Annotated in this window: 9 protein-coding genes; all 9 read right to left on the bottom strand. The window is 70.3% G+C overall.

The window, feature by feature from the left end; all coding sequences use genetic code 11:
- Positions 1-51 precede the first annotated feature (51 nt).
- Positions 52-2,118, bottom strand: coding sequence for a caspase family protein (locus tag BMY35_RS22880; protein WP_177213680.1), 2,067 nt, complete (start codon positions 2,116-2,118; stop codon positions 52-54).
- A 74-nt stretch (positions 2,119-2,192) separates the two neighbouring features.
- Positions 2,193-3,377 (bottom strand): hypothetical protein, encoded by a 1,185-nt coding sequence (locus BMY35_RS22875; RefSeq protein ID WP_093204105.1) that lies wholly within the window; start codon positions 3,375-3,377, stop codon positions 2,193-2,195.
- A 27-nt stretch (positions 3,378-3,404) separates the two neighbouring features.
- Positions 3,405-4,154, bottom strand: coding sequence for a hypothetical protein (locus BMY35_RS22870; RefSeq protein ID WP_093204295.1), 750 nt, complete (start codon positions 4,152-4,154; stop codon positions 3,405-3,407).
- Positions 4,155-4,320: 166 nt separating this feature from the next.
- Positions 4,321-5,964 (bottom strand): murein transglycosylase A, encoded by a 1,644-nt coding sequence (locus tag BMY35_RS22865; RefSeq protein WP_256229274.1) that lies wholly within the window; start codon positions 5,962-5,964, stop codon positions 4,321-4,323.
- Positions 5,965-6,018: 54 nt separating this feature from the next.
- Positions 6,019-7,944 carry a serine/threonine-protein kinase gene (locus BMY35_RS22860; RefSeq protein ID WP_093204102.1) on the bottom strand — a complete coding sequence of 642 codons (1,926 nt, stop codon included), beginning with the start codon at positions 7,942-7,944 and terminating at the stop codon, positions 6,019-6,021.
- A gap of 684 nt (positions 7,945-8,628) precedes the next feature.
- Positions 8,629-9,285, bottom strand: coding sequence for a type VI secretion system-associated protein TagF (gene tagF / locus BMY35_RS22850; protein WP_170217236.1), 657 nt, complete (start codon positions 9,283-9,285; stop codon positions 8,629-8,631).
- Complete coding sequence (gene tssM / locus BMY35_RS22845; RefSeq protein ID WP_093204097.1) at positions 9,282-12,884, bottom strand: type VI secretion system membrane subunit TssM; 3,603 nt, start codon at positions 12,882-12,884, stop codon at positions 9,282-9,284. The genes tagF and tssM overlap by 4 nt, the downstream gene beginning before the upstream one ends.
- On the bottom strand, positions 12,881-14,245 hold the full coding sequence (locus tag BMY35_RS22840; RefSeq protein ID WP_093204094.1) for a DotU family type VI secretion system protein: 1,365 nt from the start codon (positions 14,243-14,245) through the stop codon (positions 12,881-12,883). The genes tssM and BMY35_RS22840 overlap by 4 nt, the downstream gene beginning before the upstream one ends.
- A gap of 121 nt (positions 14,246-14,366) precedes the next feature.
- Entirely contained in the window at positions 14,367-15,698 is a 1,332-nt protein-coding gene (gene tssK / locus BMY35_RS22835) for a type VI secretion system baseplate subunit TssK (RefSeq protein ID WP_093204092.1), read from the bottom strand.
- Positions 15,699-15,873 lie beyond the last annotated feature (175 nt).

Genomic DNA, 15,873 nt, shown 5'->3' with positions numbered 1-15,873 from the left:
TCCGGAAATCGAGAGAACAGGAACAGGAAAGAAAAAGAAGAACTGGAACCGTCATGGCCGCGCTCCCGCGTCCGCTGTGCCGCTCCTGCGCAGCAGGGCCGCGAACACCTGGCGCTCGCCGCTGTCGGCCGGCGGCTGCCCGCCGCGCACGCGCACTTCCGACACGTCGGCCTGCGCATAGGCCACGCCGAACAGGCGCGGCGCGCTGTAGGGCGTGGCGGGCACGGCCATGACCAGCAGGCGCGCGTCACCGGCCGCATCGAGCCATGGCAGGTCGAAGCGCTTCACCGAGGGCTGCTCGGGCGTGCCGCGCTTGAAGCGGTTGGTTTCGCCCGACTCGTCGGGGTAGACCGGCTGCAGGTTGCCGCGCGCATCGATGCCGGCGATGACGAGATCGAGCGAACGGCCGCTGGTGTTGCGCACGCTCAGGCGCAGGCGCTCGCCGGGGCGCGGCGGCGGCAGCGCATTGGCGGCCTGCGCGACTGATGCGATGGGCACGCTGCGCAGCATGCGGTCGGCGCTCCACACTTCGAGCGCCGCATCGAAGCCGTCGAGCTGACCGTCCTTGCCGTATCCCTGCAGCTGCGCGAGCCACTTGAGCTGCGCCAGCGCCTGCAGGCGGCGGCGCAGCGCGGCGGTGTCGGGCAGAACCACGGTGGAGACGTTGGCGCCGAACAGCGGCGCGAGCAGTTCGAGGCGCTGTCCCGAAGGGCCGAGGTCGGTCCAGCGCACGTCGGCGGTGGCGGCGTCGTCGGCCTGTCGGATCGCGGCCGGGTAGTCGAGGCTGAGGCCGGCGGGCAGCGGCTTGTCGGCGCGCACGCGCAGCGCGGTGGCGGCGGGCTCTCCCATGGGCGTGACGCTCCAGAAGGCGCTGCCCGGCACGTCCTTCAATGCGGCGGGCACGCCGAGCCATGCACCGCCGAGCTTGATCTGCGCCACCGTGGCGGACGCGCCGCGCACCGTGCCGTCGTCCAACGTCGCGAGCACGCGCAGCTCCTGCTGCTGCGCGAGGCCGTCGAGCAGGCCCGCCTTGATGGCCAGGCTGTCGCCGCTGCGCTGCGCGCGCCACACGGGGCGCGTGGACGCGGGCGCGCCGCTGTTGGCGAACAGCGGCGCGTCGAGATTGCCTTCGGCCACCGGCGATGGCAGCTCGCGCGTGGGAAAGCGCTGCGCGAGCTCGTCGATGACCGGCGGGTACAGCGCGAGCACGCCATCGAACAATTCCCGCCAGGTGGCGGGCTTGCGCGCGAGGGCTTCCACCATCGCCCAGGTCAGCAGGCCCTGCGGCCTGGCGTTGCGCGCCTTGCGGGGCAGGCGCAGCTCGGGCGTGATCTGGTGGCTTTCCGATGCGAAGAAGGCGACGTAGCGGGCACGGGGAACGGCCTCCGCCGGCACGGGCGGTGCCGGCGCGCGCGCGGGCGGAGCACCGCCCGCCAGTTGCGTCGCCCGCAGGCCGCGCCATCGCACCTCGTCGTCGCCCGTGCCCTCGGCGGTAGGCGGCGCGTCGGCGGTGCCGCGCGTCATGGAGTTGGCGGAGCAGGTGTCGAACACCGAGGCGACGAACACGTTCTTCGCGAGGAAGGACTGGATCCATGCATCGAAGTCCACGTCTCGCAGGTCGCCCGCGAGCGCGCTGTCGCTGCCGAGCGTGCCGCGCACGTCGCGCGCGAGGAAGTTCTCCGACAGCCCGTCGGGCTCCTGGTAGCGCTTGACGATGTCGCGCAGCCGGGTGCCGTGGCCCGAGAAGTACAGCAGCACGAAGTCGCCGCTTCTGGATTGCGCGAGCAGCCGCGTCAGCGCGTCGTGGATGGCCTGCGCCTCGGGCAGCGCGGCGCCGTTCACGCCGTCGGCCAGCACGGCGATGTCGGTCGCCGCGAAGCCCTGCTTCTGCAGCGCGTCGCGCATCAGCAGCACGTCGTTGCGCGGCGCCTGCAGCCACAGCGCCTGCGGCTGGTTGACCAGCTCCGAAACGCCCACGAGCAGCGCGCGCTGGGTGGCGAAAGCGAGGCTGCAGCAGGCGAGCAGCCACAGCACGAGCAGCACCTGCAGCAGGCGCAGCTGCCTTGTCCCTTCCCTCTTCGGCGGGATGACGGGACGAGTCTGGCGGGGGCGCCTCATGTACGTGTCATGCACCCCCATTCCCGGCCTTCCCCAGTGGAGAAGGGAGAAGGAAGACTGGTGTGCGGCGCGTTTCATGGCCGCTGCTCCCCGGCGGGTTGCGTCGGCGCGGCCGGCCCGGCCGGCCCAGCCGACTGGACCAGCGGCGAAGCCGCGAGCATCGCCAGCGCATCGACCGGCCTGGGCACGCGCAGGCGCCATGCGCCGTCGCCGCCGGGCCCGCCCACCACGTCGGCCGAGATCGACTGCAGAAGCCTGTCGGCCTCGTCCATGCGCACGCCGGCCTTCCAGCGCACCACCAGATCCGCGCGTGCCGGCGCGGGTGCGGCGGGCACGGCGCGGAAGCGCACTTCGTCTTCCTCGGGTCCGGCGCCGCGTCCGCCGAGCAGACCGACGTTCTGGACCACCACGACCAGCGCGAGCACGGCGAAGGCCGGGCGCGCCCAGCCTTCGGAGCCGAACCAGCGGCGGATGCTGCCCCACCAGCCGCCTTCGGGCCGGGGCTGCGGCCGGGCGGGCGATGGCGCAGGAGAAGCAGAAGCCTCCTCGCCCTGCGGCCGCGTCAGCGCCTTGCCCAGTTCGAGGCCGACGTCGCGGTACAGGTCCTGGTACTCGGTGCGCGGGTCTTCAGGCCCGAGCGGCGTGCCCGACAGCACCGAGAAGACACCGCCCACGCTGCGCAGCGCGATGCGCCCCGGCTCGGGCGCGATGGCCGGCGCGGCGTGCGCGGCCCACTCGTCGTGCACCGCGCGGACCGCCGCGAGCCGCGTGGCCGTGACTTCGCCGAGCACGCGCGCGCAGAGCTGCGGGCCGGGCTCGAGCGTGAGCACGTTCCAGGCCTGGATCACGCCGAAGGCGGGCTCGAAGGGCTCGTCCTCCGGCTCCAGCAGCACGTCGAAGGCGCCGGCCCAGTCGGCCTCGCCCGCGGCCATCCAGCCCTGCCAGAGTTCGCCCTGCACGCGCCGGTCGAGCAGCACGCCGAGCATGCGCCCCTGGTGCACCACGCTGACGAGGCGGCCCGGCGCCCAGCGGGCCGGAAAGGCGCGCCGGGCCACGGCCTCGCGGCGCCGGGCCAATTCGGTGAGCGGCAGCAGCAGGTCGGATGCGGCTGCCGGCGAGGGTTCGGTTCCCGGCGGCGCTCCGGGGGATATGCCCGGCATGGCGACGGTCGCGGTGCCGGGTGCGCCGTCGGGCACGGCCGCGCCTGTTTCCAGCGCGCTGCGGATCACGCTGAGCGGGGGCCAGAGGTCGTGGGTCATGGCGTCTGTTCCTGAATGGCTATGTCTTCAGGCGTAAGACGCTTCAGCACCGAGGATTTTGAAAACCTGCAGGATCGCCGCCATGTTGTCGGGCTCGATGGCGATGCCCAGCGTCTGCTGGATCCAGCCGCCGAGCCGCGTGCGGGCATAGTCCGCCGTGAGCCCTTCGCGCTTGTGCACCAGCCCCAGCCGGCCCGCGCGGTAGTGGTAGGACGCGATGGCGTGGCGCGAGGCGATGCCCGAGAGCCCGCCCTCGGCCTCCTTGCCGAAGCCCTCGCACAGCAGCAGGCGCTCCGGCTCGGGCAGCTCGGCGATGAAGGCGCGCGCGGCGAGCTGCACGGCCTGGGCGCTCAGGCCGTGCTCGGCGAGGCAGCCTTCGAGGTCTTCGTCCGGGCCGATCTCGTCCTCCAGCTGCGCCTCGGTGATCTGGTCGCCGATGGAGAGCTTGCGGCGGAAGGAACTGGCGCGCGTGCAGTCGATGAGATAGCGGCGGAAGTAGGCGCACAGCGCGAAGGCGGTGGACGGCGCGCTGTGGCCCGCGCGCTCCTCGGCCTCGTCGGGGTCGGCGTCGAGCCGCAGCACCTTGACGTAGATGAACTGCGCCACCAGTTCCTGCCGCCCCTCGCCCAGCACCTGCAGCTCGGGCGGATTGCAGGCCACCAGCGCATCGCCCACGATGCGATACATGGCGCCCATGTCGTCGGGGGACAGCGTCTGCCTGCGCCGCCAGAGGCGGACGAGCTCACTGCTCTGCGCGGACGACAGCGTTTCGATCATCGGCTCCCCCCCAGGCTTCGCGCACTTCGTGTCGCTTCGCCCACCCCCTTGCAGGGGGCAACACCTGCGGCCCGGCAAAGCCGGTTCCGCGGTGTTCCCCGAACGGGCCTCGCTTCGCGGGCCGACGGGATGGCAATTGGCCCGGGGTCTCGCATGCCTCGATCCTTCAATCGTCGACGCAGCTGCCCTCGGAAGGCACCAGGCATTGCGGCAGGTTCGCGCCCACCGGCCCGCCGCGCGTGCGGATCGTCGAGGACACGGCCGCCTGAGCCACCGCGAGGCCGCGCGGCAGCAATATCCACAGCTGGCCGCGCTCCTTCATGCGACGCGCGTTGGTCGCGGCCTGCTGGCCGTTGCCGAAGAAATAGTCGGCGCGCACCGCGCCGCGAATGGCGCCACCGGTGTCCTGCGCGATGGTCAGGCGCTGCATCGGCGCGCCGCTGCCGGGCGTGCGCGTGGACACGAACACCGGATAGCCCAGCGGCGTGCTGCGCGGATCGACCGCGATGGAGCGCCCCGCCGACAGCGGCACGCCGAAGGCGCCCACCGGGCCGCCCACGGGCGACGGCGATTCCTTGAAGAACACGTAGCTCGGGTCCTTGATGCCCGAGCCCGTCACCGCGCCGCCGGTTGCCGGGCGCCGACCCGGCACCACCACCGGACCGCTGGCCACCGGCCGCGCGAGCGTGAAGCCTCGCGTGCGGATGGTGCCGTTGGCCACCGCGCCGACATCGCTGTCGTCGTCGTCGCCGTCGTCGAGCTGCAGCTCGATGGACGAGCCGCGCACCTTCACCGGGCTGCGCGGCTTGCCGTTGGCCGCTTGCGCCAGCGTCGGGCGGAAGGGCTGCCCGTTCTGCTCGGCATAGGCGACGCGCACGATGTCGCCGTTGGCCATGCGGATGCGGCCCGAGCCCTGGATCTGCATTTCGTAGAGCGCGGTGGCGCTGCTCACGAAGGCCAGCACCTTGGCGTTGGGCGCGCCCTTGGTCTCGATCTCCTCGCGCGTGTAGTACGGCAGCAGCTGCTTGCCCTCGATGCGCAGGCGCACCTTGCGGTCGAGCGTGTCGCGCGAGATGCCCGAGAGGTCGAGCGCATACAGGCCCGGCGCGCCCATGTCGCGCGTGCTCAGGCCGGTCTGCACCACCACGTTGCGCCCGTCGACGCGGGCCGCGACCGTGCCGCTGCCCGGCGGCAGCTTGCGCGCGTCGGCGAAGAGCATGTCCTCGGGCTGGCCGTACACCGGGTAGATGAAGGGCGCGCCGTACTGGCGCGCGCCCGCGATCTCGGGCTCGAAGTAGCCGGTGACCACGCCGTCGGGCCGGCGGTCGTCGTCGCGGATCTGGTAGGCCGAGAACTCGCTCTCGAAGAAGCCGCGGATGGAATTGCTGTTCTTCGCGTCGACCTTCTGCGCGCGGTCGCACACCGACTTCCATTCCGCTCCGCGCCCGTTCAGCACCTTGCAGCTGCCGAGGAAGGCCGGCCAGCTCTCGGAGAAATCGTCGCGCGACCAGCCCGGCACCGCGTCGAAGCTCACCGAGGTGTAGGTGGCGAGCTGGGTCGAGAAGGTGCGCGCCTGGCCGGCCACGCTGGCGCCGGCGGGCGGGCGCGATGCGGCTGTGTCTGTGCTCGCGGCGGCGGTGGTCGCGGCGCCGGTGTCGGTGGCGGCCGGCGGAGGCGCGGCGCAACCCGCCAGCGATGCGACGGCGGCGGCAACGCTCCAGCGGAGTGCGCAGGCCAGGGTGCGTCCCCGGGGTTGCCGTTGCTGTTGCAGCAGTTGTTGCTGCTGCTGCGGTTGCGATGTGGTCATCATGAAAGCCTCCTTGTCCGGAAAGTCACGGCCCGAAGGCCAACGCTCTGCAGACGATTACTTCTCGACGATTTTGAAATTGCCGACGCCGTAGACGTCGTTGCACGGGGTGTTGGGCCCGCACACCGGCCTGCCCAGCAGCGGCGACGGACCGGTGCCGCGCGTGGCCTCCAGCGCGGCCAGAACCGGCAGCGGGAACACCGGGAACACGCCGTCGTTCTGCACGCCGGCGGCGCTGAAATCGCGCTCGTGCTCGCTCACGAGCACCGCGAACTGGTCGGTGCCGGCCGGCCCGCCCGCGTCCATCGGCCACGAAGCGCGCGGCAGCGAGAGCGTGCCGCCCGCGGTGATCTTGTTGTACTTGTCGAGCAGGTTCGGGAACAGCAGGAACATCTCGCCGCCGCTGGACAGCAGGAACACGTAGACGTAGCCCTCCCGCTTGCTGCGGACCTCGAACGCGAGCCGGTCCTTGCCGATCGAGACCTCGGCCTTCTTCGGCGTGGCCGTCACGTCGAAGCCGGGCGCGGCGCCAGTCGCGAGCGACTGCAGCGACTCGGCCGGCGTGCGCGGGGCCGGAGGAGGAGGCGGCGGCGGCGGAGGAGGCGCCGGCGGGGCCTCCGCGACCTTCGTATCGGAAGGCGGGGCCGGCGTGTTGGCGACGACCGGCTTGTCGTCCGCGCCGCCGCGCCCCTGGAACCACCACCAGCCGCCGCCGGCCGCCGCGGCGAGCACGGCGATCGAAGCGAGGGCGACGACGGTCTTGCTACCGCCGCTGCTGCTGTTGCTGCCCTTGTTTCCCGCGGGCGCCGGTGCGGGCGCAGGCGCCTTGACGCCGGCCTTCCCTGCGATGACCGTGGCCGCATCGGCATTCGTACCCGCTCCCCGCCCACCCGAAGACGACGGCGGCTGCGTGCGCGGAACCGGCGCGATGCTGTGACCCACCTCCAGGTCGAGCGCGGCGCGTAGCTCCGCCATCGACTGCGGCCGCTGCTCGGGCCTCACGCCCAGCCCCGCATCGATCGCCTCCAGCAGGCGCGGGCTGTAGCGCTTGCGCAGGATCTCGTTGCCCGCGAGCGGCACGTAGCTGTCGGACAGCAGCCGTGCCACCGAAGGCGGCGGCGCGCGCCCGCACACCGCCACGTGCATCACCGCCGCGAGCGCGTACACGTCGGTCCATGCGCCCTGCGACATGTCGGGCATCTCGGCGTACTGCTCGATTGGCGCGTAGCCCGGCTTCAGGATCACCGTGATCGCCTGCGTCTTGTCGGTGATCACGCGCCGCGCCGCGCCGAAATCCAGCACCACCGGTCGGCCCGAACCTTCGAGCAGGATGATGTTGTCGGGCGCGATGTCGCGGTGGTAGCAGTTCGCGTTGTGCATCACCGCGAGCGCCTGCGTCACGCCGTCCATGATGCGGATCAGCCAGGCCTCGTCCACGCCCGCGGGGATCGAGACCAGCGCCTCCCTGAGCGTCTCGCCGCGGTAGAAGGGCATGACCATGTAGGTCGTTCCCTTCTCCTGCCAGAAGCGGTAGACCTTCAGCAGCGACGGATGGTCGAACTGGGCCAGCAGGCGGGCTTCGTTGATGAAGCTGCGCATGCCGAGGTCGAAGGTTTCCCTGTGTTTCTCCGACAGGGGGACGACTGTGCCGTCCTGCTGTCTTGCCGATAGCGAGGTCGGCAGGTATTCCTTGATCGCTACGACTCGCTCCAGCGTGTGGTCCCAGGCTTCGTAGACGACGCCGAAGCCGCCCTGGCCTATGACTCTTGTTATTTCGAATTCTGCGAGGCGGCTGCCTACGGGGAGGAGGCCGGCTTCCGTTGCGCCGGTGGCGGGGCTGGTCACGGGGTTCGAGCCGGACATGCTCGTGGGGGTGCCTGCCGTGATGACGGTGGCTGATGTGTCGCCTGTTGTCGTTGGCTGCGACGGCGGGGTCGATTTGGGGACTACGCGGGTGCGGTCGTTTTCGTTGGAGTCGGTCATTGACTGGCTCCTTTTTGGGTTGTGCTGAGGGTTTGTTTCCCGGGGCCGGGTCTCGGCCCGGCGGCCGACCTACTTTTCTTTGCTTCGCCAAAGAAACGTAGGCAAAAGAAAGGCGACCCCACTGTCTGCGACCCCTGCGCTTCGCTACGGGGCAACCTGCGGTGCTCGCGTTTCGCGGGGTCCGCAGAACTCGCTTCGCTCAAACAGCTGCGGCCCTGATCCGCGAAACGCTCCGCTCCTCGGCGCAGCCAGAGGGGAGTGGATACGCACGGGCCTTTGCTTCGCTCGGCCACCAAGGCACAGCAAGCGCTTCGCGCTCGCTGTGCTTGGAATGGGGAGTCGGGTTTGGCGAAGCCGCGGGGCCTCAATGCGCCGCCGAGCGAAGCGAAGGCCTGCAGCGGCTGTTCGGTAGCCGAGCGCAGCGATGGCGCGTTCCACTCCCTTCTGGCTGTGCCGAGGAGCGCAGGCGCAGGAGGGATCAGGGCCGCAGCTGTTTGAGCGAAGCGAGTTCTGCGGACCCCCTCCTGCGCCGAGCACCGCAGGTTGCCCGCAGCGAAGCGAAGGGACACAGACAGCAGGGTCGCCTTTTCTTTGCCTACTTTCTTTTGGCGAAGCAAAAGAAAGTAGGTCGCCCGCCGGGGCGAGACCCGGCTCCGGGAAGAAAAACGAAGAAGGGCCTTCATCTCACCCCTCCTCCGCAAACCCAAGAAACAAAGCATCGAACTGCTCATCCCGAGGCAACCCGGTACTCAACATCCGAACCCCATGCTCCGCAGCAGGATCACTCAGCCAAAGCGAGGCCCCCGCCAGAGGCAAGTCCAGCGACTCGACAGAACTCTCAGGCACACCAGAAGAAGCGCCTTCAACAAACAGCCGATGCAGAACAGCATCGAACCGCAAGGCATCCAGATCCCCATCAAGCCCTTCCAACGCAGCCTGCGTCGCATGAGCCCACCACCGCAACGCAGCAGCCAGCGCCTCCCCCTGCAGCTGCCCAGGCGCCGAAGCATCGAGCTCGATCGCAAGAGCAAACGGAAAGTACCGCCCCACCCCATCCACCGAGGGCATCAACACCCCGATCCAGGCTTGGTCGCCAGCCACCTGCCGCCCGAGCGCAAAGCACCAGATGGGCGCCTCCAGATACCGCTCGGTCCAGTCCGCCCGGTCCCGCAGCCGCGACATCCCCCGCTGCAGCCATTGATCCCACACCGCACGAAACGGCTCAGGCAGCCGCCGATGCGCGAAGTCCCCCATGCCCGGCAGCTTGCCGAACCACCCCGGCAGCGCAGTCGACGCAAACAGCAGTGGAGAAGAAGGAGAAGAAGAGGAAGCCTCGCTCACAACCCCTCCGGACATGAGAACTCGCGCAGTTCGCGCAAGCGGATCGGATGCTGCACGCTGTTGGTGGTCACCTCGAACCGCGTCTTGCGCGCGCCGATCTGGAAGGTGATGAAGAACTTCTCGGGCGCGTCGCCTGCCTCGAGCTGGCCGTCGTCGAGCGCGCGGAACAGGGCCCATGGGCCGTCCACCGCGGCGCCGGAGCTGCCGGTGGTCGAGGGCGGGCTGACCTGGATGCGCACCTGGTTGCTGCCCTTCGGCCCCGGCCACTGCACGGCCATGGGCACGACCGGACCGTGCGCGTATTTCACGAGCTGGCCGTCGACGTCGAGGATGAACTGCGTGATGCCCGCGTCCATCTCCACCGGCTTGAAGTCCAGCCGCATCGAGGGGCCCCGGCCGCCGCCGCGGAAGAAGATCTCCTTGATGCGCGCGGCGCGCTCGAACTGCGCGATCGCCTGCGTGGTGATGGCGCCGCGCTCGGCCACGGGTTTGTAGCGCCACGGGCGCGTGCTGGTGTCGACGATGGAGGCAAGGCGCTTCTGGAAGAAATCGTCCATCAGGCCGCCGGGGCCGAACATCTGGCCGAAGTCCTCGGGCAGCACGTCGCGCTTGCTGCTCTGCACGAAGGGGTAGCGGCCGGCGATGGCGCGCGCGCAGAACTCGGTCACGGGGCGCAGGTCCTGGCTGAGGTTGCCGCGCTCGGCCACCTGCGCCTGCGCGGCGCCGGCCTGGCTCAGGTTCTCGACCATGGAGCGCACCGGCTCGGGCAGCCGGCCGGCGTCGGACTTGAGCTTGCCGGCCACGTCGCCGGGCGGCGGCGAGGTGCGGCCTTTCACTGCCGTGTCGACGGCGTTGAGGTACACGTACACCTCGTTGAAGAGCTTCAGCGCGTCGTCGATGGGCGCGGGCTGGTTGGGGCCGCCGGCGGTGACGAGGCGGCGCAGCGCCTCGAAGCGGTCGTCCACGATGCTCTCGATGCGCTTGCCCGGCGCCACCTGGCGGCCGGGGTCGCTGCCGAACAGGTCTTCCAGGCCCTTGCGGGTGTTGCGCACGGTCTCGGTGGCCTTGCTGACCACGTCCTTGTTGGCGTCGGCGGCAGGGATCAGCGTGGTCTGCTTGACCACGGCGCGCAGGAAGTTGGCGAGCGGCGAATCGACGCCCGAGAGGATGCGCGCGGTCTCGATGTTCTTCTCCAGGCCGTTCACGCGAATCAGGCGCACGTCGGCGAGCAGCGCCTCCCACTGCTTCACGTATTCCTCCAGGTAGAGACGGCGCACGCGGTCGGTCAGCGCGCCGAGCGCGGCCACGTCGCGCAGGCGGTCGGCGGCGTTGCGGTCCTGGCCCAGCACCCACGGGTCTTCATTCGCGAGCAGGCCGGTGAGCACGGTCACCTCGTTCTGGAAGCGCTTGTGATAGCCGTCATAGGTGAACATGCCCGGCACGCCATCGGACAGCGGCTTGCCGCTGATGCGCTCGAACACCAGCGGACCCGAGGGGCCGGTGGCGGTCGCCACGCTGAAGGCCGGGATGTCCTTGCTGGCGCGCTGGCGCTTGAGGCGGCTGAACACGCGCTGCTCCAGCGGATAGCTCGCGAGCACGGCGCGCACGCTGCGCACCAGGTTCTCGTCCATCTTCAGCGGCGAGCGCGGTGGACCCTGGGCGATGAGCACGTCGAGCTGGTCTTCGAGCTGCTTGCGCTGGTCTTCGGGAATGCCGCGGTCGAGGTTGCGCGCCCAGTCGAGCGTGATCCAGGCCTTCAGCGCCTCGGCGTCGAAGTGCTCGGGCTGGTAGAGCATCAGGTAGCTCTTGAGCGCCTCATACGTGAATTCGAGGTTGTCCTTTTGCGCGGTGCGCAGCTGGTCCTCGATGCGCTTGGCGATCTGCGGCAGGAAGGCGTCGTTGAGCGCGCGCTGGTGCGTGAGCATGGCGGCGGCGTCGAGCTTGTCGCCCTGGTAGAGGCCCAGCGTCATCGACAGCGGCTCGTCGCCCTGCCGGTTGTCGGGCGTCTTCCAGATGTCGCGCAGGCTCTGCAGCACGGGCGCGACTTCCACCAGGTTCTGCACGCGCGCCGGCAGCGCGGCGAGGTTCTGCCGGGCGGGCTCGACGCGGGCCTCGACCGACTTCAGGTAGTTCATGTTCTGCAGCGTGCTGTAGCCCCAGGCCGCGAGCAGGCCGACGGTGAGCAGCGTCATCGCCGTCACGCCGATCACGCGCAGCGTGTGGCGGCGGCGCTCCAGCTTCACGTCGGCGCCGGCCAGGCGCTGCTCGGGGAACACCACCTCGCGCAGCAGCGAGGTGAGGAAGTAACTGCGCCCGCTGGACTTCTGCGGCGCGAGCATCGCGCGCTCGATGCCGAAGCTGCGCGCGAGGCTGCCCATCACGCGATCGATGGGGCTGCCTTCCTGCGTGCCGCTGGTGAAGTACACGCCGCGCACCCACGGCGGCTGCGCGAAGCGCGAGCCGGTGAACACCTGCTCCAGCAGGTCGGACAGCAGCGGGCCGATGGAGCCGAACTGCGCCGGAAAGCCGAAGATGGCCGCGCGGCGATTGCCGTCGGTCTCGCGCTGCATGCGCGCGATGAGGCCGTCGTTCACCCGGTTGTGCAGCAGCGCGAACTCGCGGTTGAAGGCGGTGGAGAGCCCCTTTTCCTCGACCTGCAGGTTCTCGTCGGCCGGCAGCGTGAAGCCGAAGACCTGCGCGCGCTGCTCCTTGCCCAGGTCGTCGAAGTAGTCGGTGAAGCCGTAGAGCAGGTCGCTCTTGGTGACGAGCACGTACACCGGCAGCCGCGTGGTGAGCTTGCCGTCGAGCTCCAGCAGGCGCGCGCGGATCGATGCCGCGAGCTGCGTGCGCGCCTCGGGGCCCTGGCTCAGCAGGTCGGCCACGCTGACGGTGAGGAACACGCCGTTCAGCGGCCGGCGCGGACGCACCTTCTTCAGCAGGCCGAGAAAGCCTTCCCACGCGCTCTTGTCTTCCGACTGGTGGCTGTCCTGCGTGGTGTAGCGCCCCGCGGTGTCGATGAGCACGGCCTCGTCGGTGAACCACCAGTCGCAGTTGCGCGTGCCGCCCACGCCGCGGATGGCGCCGGGGCCGAACTTCTCGGCCAGCGGGAAACTCAGGCCCGAGTTGACCAGCGCGGTGGTCTTGCCCGCGCCCGGCGCGCCGATGAACACGTACCAGGGCAGGTCGTAGAGATAGCTGCCGCCCGAGATGGAGAGCCAGTCGCGCCAGCCCGGCTTCTTGCCGGCGGCGTGCATGCGCATCTGCTTGAGCGTGGCGACGGCTTCGCTGAAGCGGGTGTCGAGGATCTTCTGCTCGCCGTTGACCGGCGCATCGGCCTTGGCGGCCGGCGCCTTCATGAGGCCGTCGGTCAGGTGCTGGCTCGCGCGGCGGGCGCGCCAGCGGCGGTACAGCGCGCGCAGCACCACGATGAGCACGATGACGCCGATGACGACGGCGCGCGTGGTCTCGCCTTCGAGCGGCGCGAGCGATCCGATCTTCACCAGCGGGCCGATCCACCAGATCAGCAGCGCGACGACGATGAGCGCCAGCAGCGTGAGCAGCAGCGGGCTGAACAGGAAGCCGAAGATTTTCTTGATCATTTCGTCGCTCCCGTGGCCGGAGCAGCAGCTGGAGCGGCTGCCGGAGCAGTGGCGACGACGCCTTCAGGCCCGGTCAGCAGCACGACCTCGACGCGGCGGTTCTTCGCGCGATTGGCCGGCGTGTCGTTGGGCGCCACCGGCTCGGCGTCGGCCTTGCCGTCGGAACGCATGCGCGCCGGGTCGACCAGCGTGGAGAGCGCGCCCTTCACCGCGTCGGCGCGCGCGGCCGACAGGTGCCAGTTCGACGGATAGCGCAGCGAGCGGATGGGCTGGTTGTCGGAGTGGCCGGTGATCAGCACCTCGCCCTTCACCTCGGCCAGCGCCTGGCCGATGCGGCGCAGCACCGGCAGCGACTGCGCCATCGGCTCGGCGCTGCCGGAGCCGAAGAAGGAGTCGCCGCGCAGCCGCACCACGCTGCGGTCGGCCTCGTCGGTCACCGTGACCAGGCCCTGCTTCACCTCGGGCTCCAGGAAGCGTGCGAGGCGCGGCGTCTTCGCCGGCAGCGCGGGCGGCGCGATCTGGATGTTGGGCGCGCGCAGGCTGGACACCGCGGCGTACGTGGTGTCGGAGCGGTAGTTGAGCGTGAGCCGCAGGCCGAACCATGCGAGCGCCAGCAGCAGCGCGAAGCCGGCCGCGAACACCCACAGCGGCAGCGATTCGCGCAGCCGCACCGTGCCGGCGCCCTGCCCGCGCCAGTGCGGCGAGAGCTCGGCTTCCACCGGCGGACGGTCCTTGGCGATGAGGTCGGCCAGGCGCTGGCGCACCGAGTCGAGTTGCGCGCGGCCGTTGTCGATCACGCGGTAGCGGCCCTCGAAACCGAGGGCGAGCACGCTGTAGATCAGCTCCAGCAGCTGCCGGTGCGTGGGCACGTCCTGCGCGAGCTTGGCCAGCAGCTGGAAGACTTTTTCGCCGCCCCAGGTCTCGTTGTGGAACTGCACCAGCAGGCTCTGCTTGTTCCATCCGGCCTGCACGCCCCAGGGCGTGTTGGCAACGGCCTCGTCGAGCGCGGTGCACAGCACGTAGCGCGCGGCGAGCACCGACTCGTTGCCCACGCCGGCGCGGCGCGCGCTGGCATCGAACTGGTTCACCGCGTCGACGGTGGAAGCGCGCAGGGCCGGCACGTTCGGCGGCTGCGCGAGGTTGCGCAGCTTGCCGATCAGCACCAGCAGCTTGCCGGCGGCCGACACCAGCGGATTGAGCAGGCCGAGTTCGCCGACGTCGGCGGCCGGCGTGGGATCGGCGCCGCCGAAGAACGGCGCCGGTGCCGGCGCGGGCGGCGTGCCGCCCGGCGTGCGCGGCTTGGGCTTGATGACCGTGCGTTCCGACTCGAAGGCGGCAAAGGGATCGGGAGGTGTGCTCATGATGGCTCCACGCTGACGGCGCCAATTCGTGGAACGCCGCGGAACCGGCTTTGCCGGGCCGCAAGCACCGCCCCCTGGAAGGGGGTTGGCGTAGCGACACGAAGTACGCGAAGACTGGGGGTCATGCTCGGATTGCCCAGAATTGAAGGTCGAGGCCGGGGAAGTCGCCCGCGATGTGCATCGCGATGCCGCCCGACTGCTCGAGCTGGCGCCACAGGTCGCTGTTGCGCGTTTCGAGCTCGAAGTAGTTGGCGCCCGTGTGAAAGGGAATCTGCCTCGGCGCCACCGGCATCGGCGTGAGCGTGACGCCCGGCAGCGCGAGGTTGACCAGGTCGCGGATGCGCTCCACCGGACCGATCTTGACCTGCGTGGGAAAGCGCGCGCGCAGCGCCTCGCTGGGCATGCTGGCGTTCACCGCGAGAACGAAGGTGGCCTTGCGCTGCAGCTCCACGTCGGTCACCACCGCCACGCGCACGCCGTGCTTGCGGTCGTGCAGCTCGATGCGGATGGCCGACTGCTCGAACACCATCGAGAGGCTGCGGCGCAGGTCGTCCATGAGCGGCCTGAAGCTCATGGCGAGGTCGTCGTGGATGTAGGGGCCGAAGCGCGACACGCGACGCGAGTCGCGAAAGCTCGCGAGGTCGCCCGCGAGGCCCAGCGCATGCTCGAAGAAGTGCTGCGGGTGCAGCATGGCGCTCCTGGCGAGGTGCGCGAAGATGGCCTCGTTGCGGTTCACGGCCTGCAGCAGCATGAAGTCGGCGATCTCGGCCACGCCGCCGGTGCCCCCCTGCGTGAGCCGGCCGGCCAGCGCCTCGCCGCGCTGGCGCAGCAGGCCCAGCAGCTCGTCGAGCCAGGCGCGGATGACGGCGTGGCCGGCCACGTCGAGCAGCGGCGGCAGCATGGCGCGGTCGAGCTGCACCTGGTTGTCGACGCGGCGCTCGACCACGCGGGCCACGCCGATGGTGGTCCAGGCGTCGGTGGCCTCGCTGGCGCGCATCAGCCGCGTGTGGAGCTGGCCCAGCTGCAGCATCGCGGTGCGCTCGCCGGCCGTGTTGGAGTCGGGCACTTCCGACTCGAGCACGCGGTGGCGCACCAGCTCTTCATATTCTTCCGCGTCGGCTTCGCGCGCGCCGGCGCGGCGCAGCGGCAACGCGAGCACCACGGCCTCGTCGCGCATGGACGATGGAATGTCGATGGGCTCGGGCAGCGGGTCGACCGCCGGCATGTCGAAGACGGTGCCGTCGCCGAAGACGCCGACCGCGCGCACCAGCGCCAGCTTGCCCAGCGTGAGCGCGGCGGGGTCGATCTCCAGCTCGGCGAAGCCCCACGCATAGGGAGTGGTGGAACGCAGCAGCACGTGCCGCGCGTGATCGGCATGACGCTCGCTCTGCTGCAGGTGCTGAGGCTGCAACAGCATCCCCTCGCTCCAGACCACTTTTGTTCGCCAACTCATCCGCACTCCGTCAACGGCAAGGGTGCCTGAAAGAAACACGAAGTTTCCGGCCCGGTGGACGGGAGGCAAATCCGCCTTAAGGCCTAGCTAATGGCCTAGGCGTGGGGATTTGGAGCTACGGCGAAGGGAGTAGAAAGAGGCGCGAAAGAAGCGCAAGAGGAGTGCGAAGGGACCG

Origin of the sequence: Variovorax sp. YR750 (assembly GCF_900109805.1) — a bacterium.
In the GTDB taxonomy this organism is placed as follows: Bacteria; Pseudomonadota; Gammaproteobacteria; order Burkholderiales; family Burkholderiaceae_C; genus Variovorax; species Variovorax gossypii.
The sequence above is the reverse complement of the archived record's forward strand: the minus strand, read 5'-3'. Positions and strand labels throughout refer to the sequence as shown.

Coding starts and splice junctions, on each gene's coding strand:
- BMY35_RS22880 (WP_177213680.1), bottom strand. CDS start 2,118: ATGAGGCGCCCCCGCCAGACTCGTCCCGTCATCCCGCCGAAGAGGGAA.
- BMY35_RS22875 (WP_093204105.1), bottom strand. CDS start 3,377: ATGACCCACGACCTCTGGCCCCCGCTCAGCGTGATCCGCAGCGCGCTG.
- BMY35_RS22870 (WP_093204295.1), bottom strand. CDS start 4,154: ATGATCGAAACGCTGTCGTCCGCGCAGAGCAGTGAGCTCGTCCGCCTC.
- BMY35_RS22865 (WP_256229274.1), bottom strand. CDS start 5,964: ATGATGACCACATCGCAACCGCAGCAGCAGCAACAACTGCTGCAACAG.
- BMY35_RS22860 (WP_093204102.1), bottom strand. CDS start 7,944: ATGACCGACTCCAACGAAAACGACCGCACCCGCGTAGTCCCCAAATCG.
- tssM (WP_093204097.1), bottom strand. CDS start 12,884: ATGATCAAGAAAATCTTCGGCTTCCTGTTCAGCCCGCTGCTGCTCACG.
- BMY35_RS22840 (WP_093204094.1), bottom strand. CDS start 14,245: ATGAGCACACCTCCCGATCCCTTTGCCGCCTTCGAGTCGGAACGCACG.
- tssK (WP_093204092.1), bottom strand. CDS start 15,698: ATGAGTTGGCGAACAAAAGTGGTCTGGAGCGAGGGGATGCTGTTGCAG.